Source organism: Paenibacillus sp. ALE3, from assembly GCF_054113405.1.
The window spans coordinates 1,581,427-1,602,804 of the sequence record NZ_CM134214.1; the positions used below are offsets into that span (position 1 = coordinate 1,581,427).

The 21,378-nt window shown below is 47.7% G+C and carries 2 protein-coding genes (1 of these 2 only partly in view); both read left to right on the forward strand.

Annotated features, from left to right (window positions below):
- Positions 1 to 11,133, forward strand: coding sequence for a non-ribosomal peptide synthetase (locus tag ACXHJ2_RS07245; RefSeq protein WP_165079623.1), 11,133 nt, complete (start codon positions 1 to 3; stop codon positions 11,131 to 11,133).
- Positions 11,117 to 21,378, forward strand: partial view of an SDR family NAD(P)-dependent oxidoreductase gene (locus ACXHJ2_RS07250; RefSeq protein ID WP_165079624.1) — the 5' portion only. It continues 9,511 nt past the right edge of the window; the window shows 10,262 of its 19,773 coding nt (coding positions 1–10,262); its start codon is at positions 11,117 to 11,119; its stop codon lies off the right edge, out of view. The genes ACXHJ2_RS07245 and ACXHJ2_RS07250 overlap by 17 nt, the downstream gene beginning before the upstream one ends.

Here is a 21,378-nt window from a genome sequence, read left to right on the forward strand (position 1 = left end):
ATGACACGTAAACATGATCAAAGATCAGACCTTAATATCCCGATCGTTTCTTTTATGGAAACTTGCCGGCAATTTCCTGAAACAGAGTTGTTTACTTTTGAAAATGAAGGAGAGCATACTCAAGTTCTTACGGGAACCACGCTTTTGCTGCAAGTGCAAACTTTGGGCAACATTCTAATGAAAGAACTGGCCGCGCAGGAAAGAGCGCTTCTTGTATTTCCACAGGGTCTGGGATATATCAGCAGCATGCTGGCATGTTTTTATGCAAACATCGTAGCCATCCCTACACCCATTACAGCAGCAGAGCCAGATGAAAAAATGCTTGAGAAAATAAAGCCTATTCAAACAGATTCCGAGGCTGTATGTATCATAACAAATACTGCATTCAAAGCCTTTCTGCAAACACAACCAGAGTATAGAACGTTTCGTATCCTAAATATTGATGAGATTCTTCAGAAGAGCGCCGCCCACGTAGATATGAAGATGAGAATGCCAGCACCTGAAGATATGGCCCTTTTGCTGTACACATCAGGCTCTACATCCCTGCCTAAAGGCGTAATTCTCAGCCATAGATGTTTGATGAATCAGGTTAAGGCTAAGCAATGGAGAATTGACCAAAATAGCCGTATCGTGTCCTGGATGCCGCAATTCCATGCTTTTGGACTGCAAAACAATATTTTGGTACCGCTATTCAATGGTGCCTCAAGCATTCTTCTCCCACCAGAAAGCTTTGCTAAAAATCCAGAGCACTGGATTCAGATGATTGACAAGTATCAGGCTACCCATACGGCTGCGCCAAACTTTGCATTCGATTACTGCTGCTCCACCTTGGACATAGATTCACTACAGGAATATTCTCTACACCATCTCCAAGCTATTATATGTGCAGGTGAGCCCATTCGGAAGGAGAGTTACGAAAACTTCATTCATAATTTCCGGGCATTAGGGCTTAAAGAAGATATATTTTGTCCTCTTCTCGGCTTATCCGAGTTGTGTCCTGTTACCAGTGTAAAACCGGGCCAGTCGATGAGATTTCTTAATTTGGATATTCCTAGCTTGGAGCAAAGAAGAGTCCAATACACAGATGAGAAGAATCCATCAAAGACCGTTGTCAGCTGCGGGGAAATCGAAGCTCCAACAGAAATACGGATTGTTCATCCTGAAAGTCATATGCAATGCCTACCAGGGGAAATCGGCGAGATTTGGATTAAATCCGATCGGACGGCAGAGGGCTATCTAAACAGGAAGGAAGAAACGGACAGCACTTTTGAGGCGGTACTTTCCAATACACAAGAAGACGGTTTTTTCCGTACAGGAGACCTTGGTTTTATTGCAGACAATCATATCTATGTCATCGGCAGAGAGAAGGAAGTCATCATCATTCATGGTAAAAATCATCATGCTATCGATATTGAATGGACCATCCAAAAGAATATGCCGGAGTTGACCTTGCCTATCGCTGTATTTTCCACCGAAATCAATGGTCAGGAAAAGGTAATCGTCGTACAGGAGATTGAAGCACCTCTTCATGAGCAGGAATATAAACGACTGGTTGAAAACATGCTGAACGCTGTATCTGGGACACATCAACTTGAGATATATGATATATATTTGCTGCCAAAGGGTAGTATTCCCAAAACGGGGAGCGGGAAAATTCAAAGAAAGGTCTGCCGTAATGCCTATATCAAACAAGAGCTTAGGGCGCTTTATCAATATCGGAGTACCCTCTCAACAGCGCATTCAGATATAGGAGAAACGGATGTTACTATAAACGCTGTTTCGTTGATACAGCTGAAGATTCAGGAATATATGGTGCATTTTTTGCATGGGGAACTGAATCTGGAGTCCGAGACAATAGATTTGAATAAAAATATTCACGGCTACGGCATCGATTCCATTCTTGTCATGAAGCTCATACGCGGTATCGAAAAATCTTATCCGATCAAGGTTAATGCAAGAGAAATTCTAGAATACCCGACGATTCAACTGCTATCGGCTTATTTAGCCAAAAAGATTGAAAAAGATAAACCGGTTGTAGAGGCCAAGACCGAGACAATCCTGCACGGTTTGCAAAGGAATCCACTTTCTGAAGTTCAAAAAGGACTGTGGTTATTACATAAAATGTCTCCTGAAATCAATGCTTACAATGTACCAATATGTCTCCGATTTAATACGAAAGTCGAGATAGAGAACGTTAAACAGGCTTTCCACACCGTTTTAGAACAATATCCTATTTTAAATAGTGTGATTGAAGAAGAAAACGGGACACCTTATCAAAAGCTGGAGCCTGCTCAGCCGTTCAATATGCAGGTAGAGGATATTTCAAGCTTGAAAGCGGATGAAATCATTCCCTTTATTCGGAGCAAGGCAAAGCAGCCATTCGCGCTGGAACAGGACTCTATGATGCGTGTTTATCTGATGTCCAGGTCCGAGCAAGAACATTTCATACTAGTGGTCATCCATCATATTATTTTTGATGGTAGTTCTTTCGTCCTTTTTATTCAAAGTTTTTTAGATGCATATAAAGACTTGGTACGAGGAAATAGACCGATCGTTTTACCACCTGCCGCGAGCTATAACGATTTTGTGGAATGGGAACAAACAATGCTGGCCAGTGCAGAAGGGGAGAAGCATCTTTCCTATTGGAAGCAACAGTTATCGGATACTTTACCGACTCTAGAGCTTCCATATAACCGCTCAGGTTTTCTGACTCCGAGCACGGAAGGACAAACATACACCAAGCGGCTTCCAGTTGATTGGGTCAATCGGGTAAAATCTTTTGCTCGTACGCAATATATGAGCTTGTCTACCGTCTTGCTAGGTATGTATGTGATATTGCTCAACCAGTATTCGAGACAGGAAGATATCATCGTTGGTATACCAGTTATGGTACGACCAGAGGAGCGTTTTGACCAACTAATTGGATATTTTGTTAATATGCTTCCCATACGCAGCCAAGTGTCGGAGACAGAGACATTCTTGGATTTCATGAAAAAATTGCAAATGACCGTAGTCAATGGAATGGATCATGCTCCTTATCCTTTTCCGGCTCTGGTTCGAGCATTAAATGTGCCGCGTCTGCTGGCGAGCTCGCCTGTGTTTCAAACCGTTTTTTCTTACCAAAATTACCTGCAAACTTCAAGCTTGCAGCAGCTTTGTGCGCCGTATAGCGATAGCTTTACCGTTGAGTTGGTAGAAGAAATTCACCAGGAAGGTGAATATGAGCTGGTATTGGAGCTGCTGGAGCAGGAAGAAGAGATGACATTAAATATCAAATACCGTTCCGGTTTGTTCGATGAATCAACTATTGTACAGATGGCTGAGCGTTATATCGGATTAGCGGAAGCACTAATGAGCAATCCTACAGGGGCCCTGCAGGACTATTCAGTACTATTGCAAGAGGAAAAGAACAGCATCCTTTATGACTGGAATGCAACCGAAGTGAGTTATCCGGATAAATGCTTTCCCGAATTATTCATAAAACAGGCAAGAAAAACGCCTGATGCTATTGCAGTCGTGTATGAAGAACAATCGCTTACCTATCGGGAATTAAAAGAAAAGAGCACTTTGCTCGCCATATATTTGCAAAATCAGGGCGTGACTCCTGATACGCTGGTAGGAATTTGCATGGAACGGTCTTTAGAAATGGTCATTGGGCTGTTGGGAATCCTTCTGGCAGGAGGAGCCTATGTACCACTTGATCCGGACTATCCGGAGGATCGATTGGAGTATATGCTTCAGGATTCCAATGCAGCCCTTGTCATTACGCAATCGGGATTGTTGGAAAAAGTGTCTCGGCTGGCAGGGAGCAATGTGAACTGCATTGTTCTTGATAACGATTGGGATCTTCTGACAAGTAGTGTAAAGGGGAGAAAGACACTCAAACGGGAAGTGCAGTCTAGCCATTTGGCATATGTGATATATACCTCTGGAAGTACAGGGAAACCCAAAGGGGTCATGATCCCGCATAAAGCGTTGACCAACTTTCTTCTTTCCATGGCAGAAAAGCCAGGCATAACAGAGCAGGACAAACTGCTTGCAGTGACAACGTATTGCTTTGACATCGCAGGACTGGAATTATACCTGCCTTTGATTAAAGGCGCTCAATGCTATGTTTGCAGTTCTGAAAAAGCCAAGGATGCCGAAAGACTCAAGCAGGAGATACAAAAAATAAAACCGACAATAATGCAGGCTACCCCTGTGACTTGGACCATGCTCTTTCAAGCTGGCTGGAAGAACGAAGAGAACATGAAAATGCTCTGTGGCGGAGAAGCACTTTCAGAAACATTGAAATCTTATTTTGTTCATAACAACGGTGACGCATGGAATATGTTTGGTCCGACTGAGACGACAATTTGGTCTACAATTCAAACGATTACCGCCGACAAGCCGCTTTCGATCGGTAAGCCTATTGCCAACACTCAGATTTATATTTTGGATCAGTACCTTAGACCTGTGCCTATTGGACTTCCGGGTGAGCTTTTCATTTCGGGCAGTGGCTTGGCCAGAGGTTATTTGAATCAGCCGGTGCTTACGGATGAAAAGTTTATTGACAACCCATTCAAGCCCGGAACTAAGCTGTATAGAACTGGAGATTTATGTAAGTGGCTTTCTGACGGCTCTATTGAGTATTTGGGTCGGATGGATTATCAAGTGAAAATTCGCGGTTTTCGGATTGAGCTTAGTGAAGTTGAAGGTCAGGTCAGAACATATCCAGGAATTGATGAATGCGTCGTGGTTGCCAAGGAACAAGGAGAGGATAAGCAACTTGTTGCCTACTATTTGCGGAACGACTCCGAGTTCGGGAAGTCCTCACTTGACCCGAAAGAAGTGCGAAATTATTTAAAAGCATTCTTGCCTTATTATATGATTCCAGCATTCTTTATCGAACTAGACAAGCTGCCATTGACCCCGAATGGAAAAATAGACCGGAAGGAATTAATGAGTCGCAAGGTCGAGCTGGCGACAGCAACAAGAAAAATCCATTTGCCACAATCAGATGTTGAACATCAAGTTTTAACAATATGGAAAAAGCTTCTGGATGTCGATCATCTAAGTACGGATGATGCCTTTTTCGACGTGGGTGGAAATTCTTTTACAGCCGCAGAGATGGTTAGAAAGATCAAGGACAAGCTGGAATGCGATATTTGGGTGACAGCACTGTTCAAGTATCCAACGATTAGGGAACTTAGTGCTTATATTATGAAAGTAAAAGGCGAGGCCCCAGCTTCTGCAACAGAACAAACAGATACCACTGAAAATACCATTTCACAGGGAATAGACTCGAAGGAAGATGAACATAAACCATCCTACCCTGATTATTATGAGGATAGCATCGCAATCATAGGAATCTCGTCCCTTTTTCCGGGTGCGAAAAACCACGTTGAGTTTTGGAGTAATTTGAGGGCAGGGGTAGAGAGTGTCCGGTACTTTTCCGAAGATGAACTAGCTCAATTAGGGCTGGAGAGAGAGATTGTCGAGCATCCAAACTATGTGCCCGGACAATGCACAATTGAGGGGAAAGAGTATTTTGACCCTGAGTTTTTTAATTTGTCCCAGAAAAATGCTGAATTTATGGACCCCCAGATGAAATTGCTGTTACAGCATGCATGGAAGGCTGTTGAAGATGCTGGTTATGTTTCTAAAGAAATTCCTGAAACCAGTGTGTATATGTCGGCGAGCAGCAGCTTTTATCAATCATTTATTCCTAATTTGGCATCACAGTCGCCTAATATCCTGAGGAATGCGGATGAATATGTAACTTGGATTTTGGCACAGGGCGGGACCATTCCTACTATGATCTCTCATAAATTGGGATTTAAAGGTCCCAGCCTATTTGTGCATTCCAACTGTTCTTCCTCGTTAGTCGGACTGCGTTTAGCTTCGCAAAGCCTATTGTCCGGTGAAGCAAAATACGCGTTGGTTGGTGCGTCAACAATCTTTCCTTTCAACAGTTTAGGCTATGTATATCAGCCTGGCTTGAACTTTTCTAGCGATGGTCATATTAGAGCTTTTGATGATTCTGCAGACGGAATGATTGGCGGAGAAGGGGTTGGAGTTGTTCTACTGAAAAAAACGCTGGATGCCGTTAGAGACGGTGACCATATTTATACGATTTTACGAGGGGTCGGCGTGAACAACGATGGGACTGACAAACTAGGGTTTTATGCCCCAAGTGTTAAGGGTCAGTCTGAAGTTATTCAGAAGACGATCGAATCAACCGGAATTCATCCCGAAACGATCAGTTATATTGAGACACATGGAACCGGAACCAAATTGGGCGATCCGGTTGAATTTGCTGCCCTAAATGATACATTCAGGCAGTATACAGCCAAAAAACAATTTTGTGGTATTGGATCGGTCAAAACCAATATCGGACATCTGGATACTGCAGCAGGTTTGGCGGGGTGTATTAAAGTCGCTTTAAGCTTATATCATAATGAGATTCCTCCAACGCTTAATTACGATACACCCAATACCGATATCCATTTGTCTGATTCGCCTTTTTATGTTGTTGATAAACTGCGGAAATGGGAACATGCGTCAGTTCCCCATCGGGCGGCACTAAGCTCCTTTGGCATAGGGGGAACGAATGCTCATGCCATTTTCGAACAATTTATAGCCAATGATGAACCCGAACGCTCTAAATCCAGTTTGATGAACGATGCTGCTGACTATCTTATTCCTTTGTCTGCCAAAAATCATCAGCGCCTCAAGGCATATGCTGGGGATCTCTCGGCTTTCTTGACAGCTTCTCAAGAAATCAATTTGTCGAATGTATCTTTTACGCTTCAAACAGGACGAACGGCAATGAAAAGTCGGGTAGCGTTTATTGTCAAGAATACGAGCGAGCTGGTGCAAAAACTGGAATCGTTCGCGAATGGACAAGAACATATCGAGAATTGCTGGAGGGGAGAACATAATCAGCAAGATTCAGTTCAATGGTTTGAACAGGAAGAAGTGTTCAAGGAATTAGTGAGCAAATGGATCTCAAATCGTGAAATGAACAAGCTGGCAGAGCTATGGGCCAAAGGCTTCTATATCGATTGGAAATTGCTGTATTACGATCTCCGGCCGAAAAGAATCAGTCTGCCTACGTATCCTTTTGCTCAGCGACGCTGCTGGGCTCCTGAGGTTGAGGTTGGGGCAGCAAGGGCCAGAGCAGCGGTGGAAGCACCTGTGACTGTAGCCAGCCATACCCTGATGTTTGAGCCAGTCTGGAAGGAGCAGAACGTACCGCCGGAGGTCGAAGCTCCTGCCTATGACCGTCGTATCATCTTGCTGTGCGAGCCGGACGAGGCTTTGCCTGAACGGCTTGAAGCGAGAGTGAACGGAGCGGCGCAGGTTTTGGCTTTCTCATCCGGGAAGAGCCGGGTGGATGAGCGGTTTCAGGCCTATGCAGTTCAGGCCTTTGAGAGCATCCAAAGCATTCTCAAAGACAAGCCTTCGGGAAGGGTGCTGGTTCAGCTTGTCGTGACGGCTGCTGGAGAAGGGCAGCTCTTTTCGGGACTTTCGGGTCTGCTGAAGACCGCCCGACTGGAAAATCCGAAACTCATCGGGCAATTAATCGAAGTGGAACAGGGAGAATCTGCAGAAAGCCTGCTGGCGAAGCTGGAGGAAAATAGCTGTAGTCCAGTAGATGGATGGATTCGCTATGAGGGCGGTCAACGGAAAACCGCTTGCTGGAACAAGTTCGAACCGTCCCGGGAAGAAGAGAAGCTGCCATGGAAAGACGGTGGCGTATATCTTATCACCGGCGGCTCTGGCGGTCTGGGACTGCTTGTTGCAGAAGAACTAGTTCGGCACACCCGAGCAGCGACCTTGATTCTGACAGGCCGGTCGCCACTGGACGAAAACAGGCAAATCCGGCTGAAGGAGCTGGAGTCCTTAGGGGCCAGAGTGGTGTATAAGCAGGGGAATATCACCGACAGGAACACGGTGTTCAGCTTGCTGGAAAGCATTCAGGAGGAATTTGGGTGTGTTCACGGGATTATCCACTGTGCAGGGGTCATTCACGATAACTTCATTCTCAAGAAAAGCAGGGAAGAATTTATCGAGGTGCTGGGACCGAAGGTCCAAGGGCTGGTCCATCTGGATGAGGCAAGTAGCGGTCAGGATCTGAACTTCTTCGTGCTCTTTTCCTCCATCTCGGGTAGCCTGGGCAATCCGGGGCAGGCCGATTATGCCACCGCCAACGCTTTTATGGATGCGTACGTAGCATACCGGAATACCCTTGTGGAGACCCAGCAACGGCAGGGACGGACGCTATCCATCCGCTGGCCGCTATGGAAAGAGGGCGGGATGCGGATCGATGCGGACACGGAAAAGCTCATGAGACAAAATATGGGCATTACGGCTCTACAGACCGAGTCGGGCATTCAGGCGTTGTACCAATGCCTGTCCTCAAGCAAAGAGCAGGTGATGGTCCTAGAAGGAGAGCCTGAAAAAATTGAGGCCTATCTGGCGAAAGCAGCGTCGCAGGTAGATGTCCGTACGATCGAGGCATCAGCACCGAAGCTGGATACGGCCTTACTTTACGATAAAACTTTGTTTCATCTCAAGGCGCTGTTGGGAGAGGTGACCCGGCTGAGCGTCAGCAGCATTGAAGCTCATGAGCCGTTAGAGCGCTATGGCATCGATTCCATCATGATTACCCAGCTCAACGCCAAGCTGGCAGAGTCTTTTGGCGAGCTGTCCAAGACGCTGTTTTATGAGTACCAGACCTTGCGTGCCCTGGCGGAATATTTGGTGGCGGAATACGTGTCGGAGTGCATACAGTGGGTCGGAATGAGTCCAGACAAGGAACGGGTGGAAGAAACGGCTGCGGCAACCCAGTGCACTGAAGAAGAAAGCACGCCAGTTGCGGGGCAGACGATTGCGGAGACGGTGACAACGAAGTCCAGCCGTAGCGATGTGAAGCCTGTTCGAAGCTACGCGGAGTCTGGCGCAGAGGAAACACGAGAACCGATCGCCATCATTGGTATGGCGGGCAAGTATCCAGGTTCGAAGGATATGAACGAATATTGGGAAAATCTCAAGGCAGGGAAGGATTGTGTCAGCGAAATCCCGCAGGAACGCTGGACCCTGGAAGGATTCTTCCAGTCTAACAAACAGGAAGCGGTGGCTGATGGCAAAAGTTACAGCAAGTGGGGCGGTTTTATCGAAGGCTTTGCGGAATTCGATCCACTGTTTTTTAATATTGCACCGCGGGAAGCACTCAGTATGGACCCTCAGGAAAGGCTGTTCATTGAAGCCTGCTGGGAAGCGATGGAGGACGCGGGCTACACCAGAGAACAGCTTGCGGTACAGCATAATAGCCGGGTAGGTGTGTTTGCGGGAATTACCAAAACGGGCTACGAGCTTTATGGGCCGGAATTATGGAAGATGGGGGCCAAAATATTTCCCCAAATATCCTTTAGTTCGGTAGCCAACCGGATTTCGTACCTGTTCAATTTGCAGGGACCGAGCATGCCAGTGGATACGATGTGTTCGTCCTCGTTGACCGCGATTCATGAAGCGTGTGAGCATCTATACCGCGGAGAATGCGAGCTGGCCATGGCAGGAGGAGTGAACCTGTATTTGCATCCGCTGAGCTATGTCGGACTTTGCGCGAACCAGATGCTGTCCATAGACGGACAGTGCAAGAGCTTCGGAAAGGGAGGCAACGGCTTTGTCCCAGGAGAAGGCGTGGGGGTCGTGCTATTGAAGCAGCTGTCCAAGGCGATAGCAGATGGAGACCCGATCCATGCGCTCATCCGAGGAACGAGCATCAACCATGGGGGCAAGACCAACGGGTATACAGTGCCCAACCCGACTGCTCAAGGGGAGTTGATCCGATCAGCACTAGAGCGAGCCGGGGTACATGCCCGGACCATCAGCTATATTGAAGCTCACGGAACAGGCACAGAACTGGGAGACCCCATTGAAATAACTGGTCTGACCCAGGCCTTCAGGAAGGATACGGCAGACAAAGGATTTTGCGCCATGGGCTCTGTGAAGTCCAACATCGGACATTTGGAGGCGGCAGCGGGCATCGCAGGGATTGGCAAAATTGTCCTGCAGATGAAAAACCGGACGCTGGTTCCCAGCCTGCACGCCCAGGAACTGAATCCGAACATTCCTTTTGAGCAGACGCCGTTTGTTGTCCAGCAGGAGCTAGAGGAATGGAAGCGGCCTGTGGTTGAACTCGATGGAGAGACCCAGGAATACCCGAGGATGGCTGGGATTTCATCGTTTGGAGCAGGAGGCGCCAATGCCCATGTCATCATTGAAGAGTACGTTTCAGAAGAGAAGGTGCCCATCCGTGTGACAGCTCACCATCCCGTGATCATCGTATTGTCGGCCAAAAATGAGGAACGGCTGAAACAGCAGGTCGAGAGATTGCTGTCCGTGATCGGGAAAGGAGAGGTCACAGAAAGCAATCTGGCTGATGCAGCCTACACGCTCCAGGTAGGACGTGAAGCGATGGAAGAACGCCTGGCGGTAATTGCCGAGTCGATGCCAGCACTGATGGAGAAGCTGGAAGGATTTCTAGAAGGCCACGAGGGGATATCCGAGCTGTACCGAGGACAGGTCAAGCGAAATAAAGAGGCACTGTCCGCACTGCTAGAAGATGAAGATATGGAAAAAATGATCGCTGCTTGGATCGGAAAACGGAAATACGCGAAGATAGTAGATCTTTGGGTAAAGGGACTGGCGATGGATTGGAGCATGCTTTATGGAGATGTCAAGCCGCAGAGAATAAGCCTGCCTGCCTATCCTTTTGCAAAGGAGCGGTACTGGATCACGGATATTAAAACCAATCAGGCTTCCATTGAATCTACCAAATCTGTACAGCCAACGGATATATTTGTTGATCAAAAAGCATCTACGGTAGCGGCAAATATTTCGCAAATGAATGGAAAAGAAAGCGACGATCCAAATTCCGAAGCTATTCCTTCGTATATCCAGAATATTCAGAGCCATATTTCCACCAGTGTCAAAATGAAGAAGATGCCAGATATTTCTTATCTAGCGGCTGAATACGAAAGAATTCCTTCGACTATGGTCGACAACCAAGCTTACTCGGAACAGGATGGGGCGACGCGAGGGACTAATCGGATGAGGAGGCTTACAGATGAAGGAAATGAATGATGTCTTATGCAAATTGCTATGGGGGTATTTGCAGTTGATGGGATTAGGCCCCTATGCACATATGGACAAGAAAGCTATGATTAATGATTTTAAAACCAAAACAGCAATGCTGGATTTATACGATCGCTGGCTTGAAGAAAGCATAGAGGTATTGGCACGGAATCATTATTTTTACCGTAAAGGAGACTGTTATAGCGTAACGGATAACACTTCGGTTGATCTGCAGGCTGTATGGAAGAAGTGGGAATTGAAGAAAGGGGAATGGCTGAAAAACCCGGATCTCTCGGCCTGGGTTGTACTCGTAGAATCAACATTGCGCAAGTTGCCGGAAATTTTGACCGGAAACATACCTGCCACCGACATTGTTTTTCCTCAGTCCTCCATGAAGCTGGTGGAAGGCATATATAAAAATAGTCCTGCAGCAGATTACTTTAATGAAGTGCTGGGGGATATTGTGGTTTCCTACTTGAATGAACGGCTTAAGCATGACCCGACAGGGTCGATTCGAATCATTGAAATTGGTGCAGGCACCGGAGGAACCAGTGCTATGCTCTTCCATAAGCTTCGACCTTATCAGGAACATATTCATGAATACTGCTATACCGATAAATCCAGAGCATTTTTATTGCATGCACAAAAAGAGTATGGCCCGCGAAATCCTTACCTGACTTATAAAATTTTTAATGTGGAAGAGTCGGCTGTGGGACAAGATATCGACACGGGCGGATATGATATTGCGATTGCCACCAATGTCCTGCACGCCACGAGGAACATTCGGCATACGTTAGGCAATGTCAAAGCAGCGCTGCGAAAAAACGGCCTGATTCTTATCAATGAAATCAGTGGAAACTCGCTGTTAAACCACTTAACCTTTGGCTTGTTGGAGGGATGGTGGCTTTATAATGACCCTGAACTGCGTATTCCGGGCTCCCCCGGTTTATACCCTGAAAGTTGGCAGGAGGTATTGGAAAACGAGGGATTCCGGTCCGTCTTTTTCCCTGCTCAGGAAGCGCATGAAGTAGGCCAACAAATTATTGTGGCTGAAAGTGATGGTATGCTTCGGCATCAACAGGAGCTTGAACATGACAAGCTTCCATTGAAACAGCGTGACACAGGGATTCAACCAGCTACTGATGTAACCGATGAAATGGCTGAAGAGCATGTCAGGGAGCTTATTGTAGAGAAGTTGGCAGAGGCCTTGAATGTGGACTTTTCAATGATTGATGTCCATGAGTCATTCGCAGATTATGGCTTGGACTCTATTCTTGGCGTCAACTTTGTACAGGATGTCAATCAGGGGCTGGGCATTCATTTGCAGACTACAGACATCTTTGATTACAGTTCGGTAAAACAACTGACGGTATACATTTTAAGCCAATTTGGCGATACCGTTTTACAGGCCTTGGGACACAATGCTGATTCAATAGAGGATAGAAAAGATGCAAGCCGTGAAATCCAAGCGACTGAGGATAAGGATAAAGATTATATGTTTAATCCGGTTCAAACGGCACGTGCATCCATTGAGCCAGAGAGACCTAAACAGGAGAATAAAGGGAAGGATTTAGCGCAAAGAGAGCCGATTGCAATTATTGGAATGAGCGGGCGATTTGCCGGGTCTGACAATGTAGATGAGCTTTGGAATCACCTTAAGAATGGCGACGATTTAGTAAAAGAGGTAACTCGGTGGGATCTTTCAAAATATCAGGAAAAAAATGCGAGCTACTGCAATTATGGAAGCTTTTTGGAGGATATTGATAAGTTCGATCCGCTTTTTTTCAATATTTCGGGGCTGGAAGCGACTTACATGGACCCACAACAGCGGTTGTTTCTCGAGGAAGCATGGCATGCTCTAGAGGATGCGGGCTATGCGGGTACAGGGATGGATGGACGTCGGTGCGGAGTTTATGTAGGCTGTGCCGAAGGAGACTACCAGCGATTGCTGGGTGAAGACCTGCCTCCGCAAGCACTGTGGGGCCATATGGGTTCCGTGATTCCCTCCAGAATCTCCTACTACTTGAATCTTCACGGACCAGCTATAGCTGTAGATACAGCTTGTTCCAGTTCGTTAGTTGCTGCCCATCTTGCTTGCCAAAGCTTATGGTCTGGGGAAACGGATATGGCTTTAGCTGGCGGGGTGTATATTCATACTACCCCTCGCTGTTATTTATATGGTGACAGGGCAGGCATGTTATCTCACACAGGGCACTGTTATACCTTTGATGACAGGGCAGACGGAATGGTTCCGGGTGAAGCTGTTGGCGCGGTTGTGCTCAAACGGCTTGACGAAGCAGTTGCCGATGGTGACCACATCTATGGGGTGATTTTAGGTTCAGCGATCAATCAGGACGGCACCACGAATGGACTTACTGCACCAAGCCAGAAGTCTCAGGAGCGACTGGAGCAATATGTGTACGATACTTTTCATATTCATCCAGAGCAAATCCAATTGGTGGAAGCGCATGGGACAGGTACCAAATTGGGAGATCCGATTGAATATCAGGCATTGACGCGAACATTTAGAAAGTATACGGACAAGAAGGAATATTGCGCGATCGGGTCCATTAAAACGAATATCGGTCATACGCAAATTGCAGCAGGAATTACAGGAGTAATTAAGCTGTTATTGTCATTAAAACATGAGCAGATTCCGCCTTCACTTCATTTCCAATCAGGCAATTCCAATATTCAGTTTGCGGATAGCCCTTTTTATGTCAATACGCAACTGCAGAATTGGTTGATTGAGCCTGAAGCCAGACGTTGTGCTGCGGTTAGCTCCTTTGGTGCCAGTGGAACTAATGCCCACATGGTCATCGAAGAGGCTCCACATACAAAACGAAGACATTCCGAAAAGCCGGCTTATTTCATTCCGCTGTCCGCCCGGACTTCACAACAATTACGCCGCCAGGTGGAGCAACTGATTGCATATTGCGAACAGGAGCCTGAGGCAGACTGCGGTAACATGAGCTATACATTATTGCTTGGGAGAAAGCACTGCAATCATCGGCTTGCATGTGTTGCCCGCAATCAAGGTGAGCTTGTCATGTCCCTTAAAAGGTGGCTGGAAAAAGGCAGTTCTTCTCAAGTTTATTATTCTGAACTACACGAAAAAGACCAACGCATTCAATCGTCCTTGAAAAGATATGGAAATGAATGTATCCAAAACTGTCAAAATGCAGGTGATGCCCGCGAGTATTTGGAGTTTTTAACTACGATTGCGGATTTATATGTTCAGGGATATCCGTTAGACTTTGAGCGTTTGTTTTCAAATGAACAGTACTCCAGAATTCCGCTACCGACTTATCCTTTTGCAAAAGAGCGGTATTGGGCGCCTGGGAATGAAGCTCAAATGGCTAAGAGCATAGGTATAGAAAGTGAAATCGAATTAACGATTTCTAGACCAGAGGCAAAACCAGTGGCTACAGCTAGCCATACCCTGCTGCTGGAGCCAGTTTGGAAGGAGCAGAACGTACCGCCGGAGGTCGAAGCCCCTGCTTATGACCGTCGTATCATCTTGCTGTGTGAGCCGGACGAGGCTTTGCCTGAACGGCTTGAAGCGCGAGTGAACGGAGCGGCGCAGGTCTTGGCCTTCTCATCCGGGAAAAGCCGGGTGGATGAGCGGTTTCAGGCCTATGCAGTTCAGACCTTTGAGAGCATCCAAAGCATTCTTAAAGACAAGCCTGCTGGAAGGGTGCTGGTTCAGCTTGTCGTGGCGGCGGCTGGAGAAGGGCAGCTCTTTTCGGGACTTTCAGGTTTGCTGAAGACCGCCCGGCTGGAAAATCCGAAACTCATCGGCCAATTGATCGAAGTGGAACAGGGAGAATCTGAGGAAAGCCTGCGGGCGAAGCTGGAGGAAAACAGCCGCAGTCCGGTGGATGGATGGATTCGCTATGAAGGCGGTCAACGGAAAACCGCTTGCTGGAGCAGGTTCGAGCCATCTCGGCCGGATGAGAAGTTGCCATGGAAAGACGGTGGCGTTTATCTTATTACCGGCGGCTTTGGCGGTCTGGGGCTGCTTGTTGCAGAAGAGCTGGTTCGGCATACCCGAGCAGCGACTGTGATCCTGACAGGCCGGTCGTCGCTGGATGGAAACAAGCAGACGAGGCTAAAGGAGCTGGAGTCCTTAGGGGCCAGAGTGGTGTATAAGCAGGGGGATATCACCGATAGGAACACGGTGACTGGCTTGCTGGAAAGCATCCAGGAGGATTTTGGGCGTGTCCACGGTATTATTCACTGTGCAGGGGTGATTCACGATAACTTCATTCTCAAGAAAAGCAGGGAAGAATTTATCGAGGTGCTGGGACCGAAGGTCCAAGGGCTAATCCATCTGGATGAGGCAAGTAGCGGTCAGGATCTGGACTTCTTCGTGCTCTTTTCCTCCATCTCGGGTAGCCTGGGCAATGCGGGACAGGCCGATTATGCCACCGCCAACGCCTTTATGGACGCGTATGCGGCATACCGAAATACCCTGGTGGAAGCCAAGCAACGACGGGGCCGGACGCTATCCATCCGCTGGCCGCTGTGGAAAGAGGGCGGGATGCGGATCGATGCGGACACAGAAAAGCTCATGAGACAAAATATGGGCATTACGGCTCTACAGACCGAGTCGGGCATTCAGGCGTTGTACCAATGCCTGTCCTCAAGCAAAGAGCAGGTGATGGTCTTAGAAGGAGAGCCTGAAAAAATCGAGGCCTATCTGGCGAAGTCCGTCTCGCAGACCAGTATCCGTGCGATACAGACATCTGTATCGAAGCTGGCTACGACCTCACTTTACGATAAAACTTTGCATCATCTCAAGGCGCTGTTGGGAGAGGTGACCCGGCTGAGCGTTGGTAGCATTGAAGCTCATGAACCGCTAGAGCGCTATGGCATTGATTCCATCATGATTACCCAGCTGAATGCCAAGCTGGCAGGATCTTTTGGCGAGCTGTCCAAGACGCTGTTTTACGAGTACCAGACCTTGCGTGCCCTGGCAGAACATTTAGTGGCGGAATACGCACTGGAATGCATGCAGTGGGTCGGAATGAGTCCAGACATGCAGCTGGTGGAGGAAACGACTGCGGCAACCCAGTGTGCCGAAGAAGAAAGCGCGCCAGTTGCGGAACAAACGATTGCGGAAGAGGTGACAGCGAAGCTTACCCGAAGCTACGTGAAGCCGGTTCGAAGCTATGTGCAGTCTGGCGCAGAGGAAACACGTGAACCGATCGCCATCATTGGTATGGCAGGCAAGTATCCAGGTTCGAAGGACATGAACGAATATTGGGAAAATCTCAAAGCAGGGAAGGATTGTATCGGCGAAATCCCGCAGGAACGCTGGTCGCTGGAAGGATTCTTCCAGCCTGACAAAGAAGAAGCGGCTGCGCATGGTAAAAGTTACAGCAAGTGGGGCGGTTTTATCGAAGGCTTTTCGGAATTCGATCCACTGTTTTTTAATATTGCACCGCGGGAAGCACTCAGTATGGACCCTCAGGAAAGGCTGTTCATTGAAGCCTGCTGGGAAGCGATGGAGGATGCAGGCTACACCAGAGAACAGCTTGCAGTACGACATAACAGCCGGGTAGGTGTATTTGCGGGAATTACCAAAACAGGATTTGATCTGTACGGTCTTGATCTATGGAGAAAGGGAGCGCAAATATTCCCTCACACTTCCTTTAGCTCGGTAGCCAACCGAATTTCGTACCTGTTCAATTTGCAGGGCCCGAGCATGCCGGTGGATACGATGTGTTCGTCTTCGTTGACTGCGATTCATGAAGCGTGTGAGCATCTGTACCGCGGAGAATGCGAGCTGGCTATGGCAGGAGGAGTGAACCTGTATCTGCATCCGCTGAGCTATGTCGGACTTTGCGCCAACCAGATGCTGTCCATAGACGGACAGTGCAAGAGCTTCGGAAAGGGAGGCAACGGCTTTGTCCCAGGAGAAGGCGTGGGGGTCGTCTTATTGAAGCCGCTGTCCAAGGCGATAGCAGATGGAGACCCGATCCATGCGCTCATCCGGGGAACGAGTATCAACCATGGAGGCAAGACTAACGGGTATACAGTGCCTAACCCGACTGCTCAAGGGGAGCTGATCCGGTCAGCACTAGAGCGAGCCGGGGTACATGCCCGGACCATCAGCTATATTGAAGCTCACGGAACCGGTACAGAACTGGGAGATCCTATTGAAGTAACCGGTCTGACCCAGGCCTTCAGGAAGGATACGGCAGACAAGGGATTTTGCGCCGTGGGCTCTGTGAAGTCCAACATCGGACATTTGGAGGCGGCAGCGGGCATCGCAGGGATTGGGAAAATTGTCTTGCAGATGAAAAAACGGACGCTGGTTCCCAGCCTGCACGCCCAGGAACTGAATCCGAACATTCCTTTTGAGCAGACGCCGTTTGTTGTCCAGCAGGAGCTGGAGGAATGGAAGCGGCCTGTAGTTGAACTCGGTGGAGAGACCCGGGAATACCCGAGGATGGCGGGGATTTCATCATTTGGAGCAGGAGGCGCCAATGCTCATGTCATCATCGAAGAGTACGTTCCGGAAGAGAAGGCGCCCATCCGTGTGACAGCTCACAACCCCGTTATTATTGTGTTGTCGGCCAAAAATGAGGAACGACTGAAACAGCAGGTCGAGAGATTACTGTCCGTGATCGGGAAAGGAGAGGTCACAGAAAGCAATCTGGCTGATGCAGCCTACACGCTCCAGGTAGGACGTGAAGCGATGGAAGAACGCCTGGCGGTAATTGCCGAATCGATGCCAGCACTGGTGGAAAAGCTGGAAGGATTTCTAGGAGGCCACGAGGGGATATCCGAGCTGTACCGAGGACAGGTCAAGCGAAACAAAGAGGCACTGTCCGCACTGATAGAAGATGAAGATATGGAAAAAACGATCACTGCCTGGATCGGGAAACGGAAATATGCGAAGATTGTGGATCTTTGGGTGAAGGGACTGGCGATGGACTGGAGCATGCTTTATGGAGATGCCAAGCCGCAGAGAATAAGCTTGCCAGCCTATCCTTTTGCAAAGGAGCGGTATTGGATCACGGATATTACGATCCCATCTGTAGAAAGAATCCCTAGTGAATCTCAAGAAAAAGCAGTTCATGTTCAATCTCAAGTGATGGAGCCTGCACCTCCTGAAGCTTTATTGCTATCCGGTTTTTCCAGTAGTTCTGAAAAACCAAGCGGGATTTCCTTACGGAATTTGTCGGACAGTCAGCCGCAGCTTAGTAAGTCTGCCAACCAGCAGGGGTCTCCGATTATTTTAACTTCTCCGGAAGGGGTAATGCCTACATCAGAAAAGGACAAAAAGACGGAAGAACAGACGCCTGTGGCTCCTGCCCTATCCATATCGTCAGAAATATTGCAGGAGGAGCTGACAACAAGTCTGGCGCAAGCTTTATATATAGATCGGGACGAGATCGATGAGGATAAAAACTTTGTTGATCTTGGATTGGATTCCATTATAGGCGTAGAGTGGATTCGAAACATTAATAAACACTACCACACATCCATAACAGCGACAAAAGTCTACGATTATCCGACCATACGGGAGTTCAGTAAATTTTTAGAAAAGGAATTGGGCGGTCGTGAGGCCGAATTAATCATGCCGTCTTCTGCTGCGTCTATTCCAGATCAGGCACCTGCGAAGCATTTACCGCCGCTCGTATCATTGGAAATGAATAAGCAGGCAGAGACTTCACTTCAAGTCCATTTGATGCCGATATCGCCTGAAAAGCAGCCGCAATTCGGCACAACTCCGTCTGGTGTCTCTACAGAGCAATTACAGGAAGAACTGACGGCAAGCCTAGCTGAAGCCTTATACATGGAACAGAGCGAGATTGAGGCAGATAGAAACTTTATAGACATCGGATTGGATTCCATTATAGGCGTAGAATGGATTCGAAATATGAATAAGCGCTACGGCACATCCATTGCAGCTACCAAGGTCTACGACTATCCGACTATTCTGCAATTTACCGAGTTTTTGGCACAAGAAATCAATAAGCATGGGGGTAAGAAAAGCTTCGTTCAGCAGCCCTTGGACACAGTCACAGGCACGGACAAACCTATAGCAGAAGTCCATTTGCCGCGAACAGACACGATCCAATGCTCTCCAGCGCAGTTGCCTAAAGCGGAAACGGTGCCATTGCGTCGGATAAAAGCAGAAGAGGAATCAGTGTCAGCAACTTCGGAAAATCAAGATGCAATTGCAATTGTCGGGATTTCGGGAAGATATCCTGGTGCCGAAGATGTACAGCAATATTGGAAAAATCTCGCTCAAGGCCAAAACTCCATTGTTGAAATCCCGAAGAACCGCTGGGACGTAGACCCGTTGTATGATCCGCGTCCGGCACAAGAGGGGAAAGTAAATTGCAAGTGGCTGGGTGCCCTGGAGGATATAGAATATTTTGACCCGTTATTTTTTAATATATCTCCTACCGAGGCGGAAGGGATGGACCCGCAGCAGCGCATCTTTTTGCAAGAAGCCTATAAAGCCTTTGAGGATGCAGGTTATAGCGGCTCGCAGTTGGGAAATAAAAAATGCGGCGTTTATCTTGGCATTTTAAATAATGAGTATAGTATGATGCGCTACAAGAATGAAGCACAGTTCAGCAATACTACCGGGAATAGCAACGCTATTGCAGCGGCTCGTATTTCCTATTTTCTTAATCTGAAAGGACCTGCCATATCTGTGGATACGGCATGCTCCTCATCGCTGGTGGCTACTCACCTTGCTTGCCAGGCTTTATCAAATAAAGAGATTGAAATGGCGCTGGTCGGCGGTGTGTCCTTATACCTGACCCCGGAATCCTATATAGGTATGTCTGCATCGGGAATGTTATCACCAGATGGTCAGTGTAAGACATTTGACAACAGTGCCAACGGCTTTGTTCCAGGCGAAGGAGCAGGGGTGCTGGTTCTGAAGCGGCTAAAGGATGCGGAAGCTGACCGGGATCACATCTATGGGGTTATTATCGGAACTGGGATCAATCAGGATGGAAAAACCAACGGAATTACCGCGCCAAGCGCAAACAGCCAAATAGAGCTTGAGCAGGAGATATACAATAAGTATCAGATTGAACCCGAAAGTATTAGCTATGTTGAAATGCATGGGACAGGCACCAAGCTGGGCGATCCTATTGAATTGGAGGCTTTATCAGAAGCTTTCAAAGAAAAAACAGATCAGAAGAAGTTCTGTGCCATAGGCTCGGTAAAGAGTAATATCGGGCATACTTCGGCAGCAGCAGGCGTAGCAAGCATACAAAAAGTGCTATTATGCATGAAGCATAAGAAACTGGTACCGACACTGAATTTCAAGAACCCGAATGAGCATTTTGATTTTGATGGTTCTCCATTTTATGTAAATACACAATTAAAGGACTGGGAACCTTCTCGCGGGAACAAAAGACGTGCCGCTGTGAGCTCTTTTGGTTTTAGCGGTACCAATGCCCATCTTATTATTGAAGAATATCGTCCTGAGGTTGGAAAATTACCAGTAGAGGACGAACCGCATAGTCCCGTTCTTTTCGTATTGTCTGCCAAAAATGAGAAGCAATTAGTAACCTATGCCGAAAACATGAGAAACTTTATTGCATATCAGCCAAATCTTAATTTGGCTGATATGGCGTATACGCTGCAGGTGAGCCGTGAGCCGCTGAACTATCGTCTGGCTTTTGTGGCAGATTCAAAAGATAATCTACTAAAAGCGCTGGATGGATTGATTCATCATCATCTGCCAGCTGGAGTCCTGACGGCTCAGGTGAAAAAGGGCAAAGACGGGATCGGGCTCTTTGAGGCAGATGAAGATGCCAAATCCTTGCTTGAAACCTGGATCAAGAAGAGAAAATTAGAAAAAATTGCGGAGCTGTGGGTACAGGGTCTAACGATGGATTGGAACAAGCTGTATGGGGACATCAAGCCTCGCCGGATTAGTCTACCCACCTATCCTTTTGCAAAAGAACGGTGCTGGGCGCCCGAGCTAGACAATAAGGCAGGCAAAGGCACGACTTCTGTCATTGCGGCTGCACTTCATCCTTTGCTGCACCAAAACACCTCCGATTTCTCTGAACAGCGGTTCAGCTCGACTTTTACAGGTCAGGAGTTTTTCCTGAAGGATCATGTAGTAAATGGTCGCAAGGTGCTGTCTGGGGCTGCATCCCTTGAAATGGCGCGGGCGGCAGTGGAGCAGTCACTAGGGACGGATGAGGGCCACTTGGTCGGAATGTGCCTTAAAAACGTGGTTTGGGCACGGCCTATTACCCTAGA

Bases quoted from the DNA above. Each gene is read 5' to 3' on its own strand.
- ACXHJ2_RS07245 (WP_165079623.1), top strand. From the start codon at position 1: ATGACACGTAAACATGATCAAAGATCAGACCTTAATATCCCGATCGTT.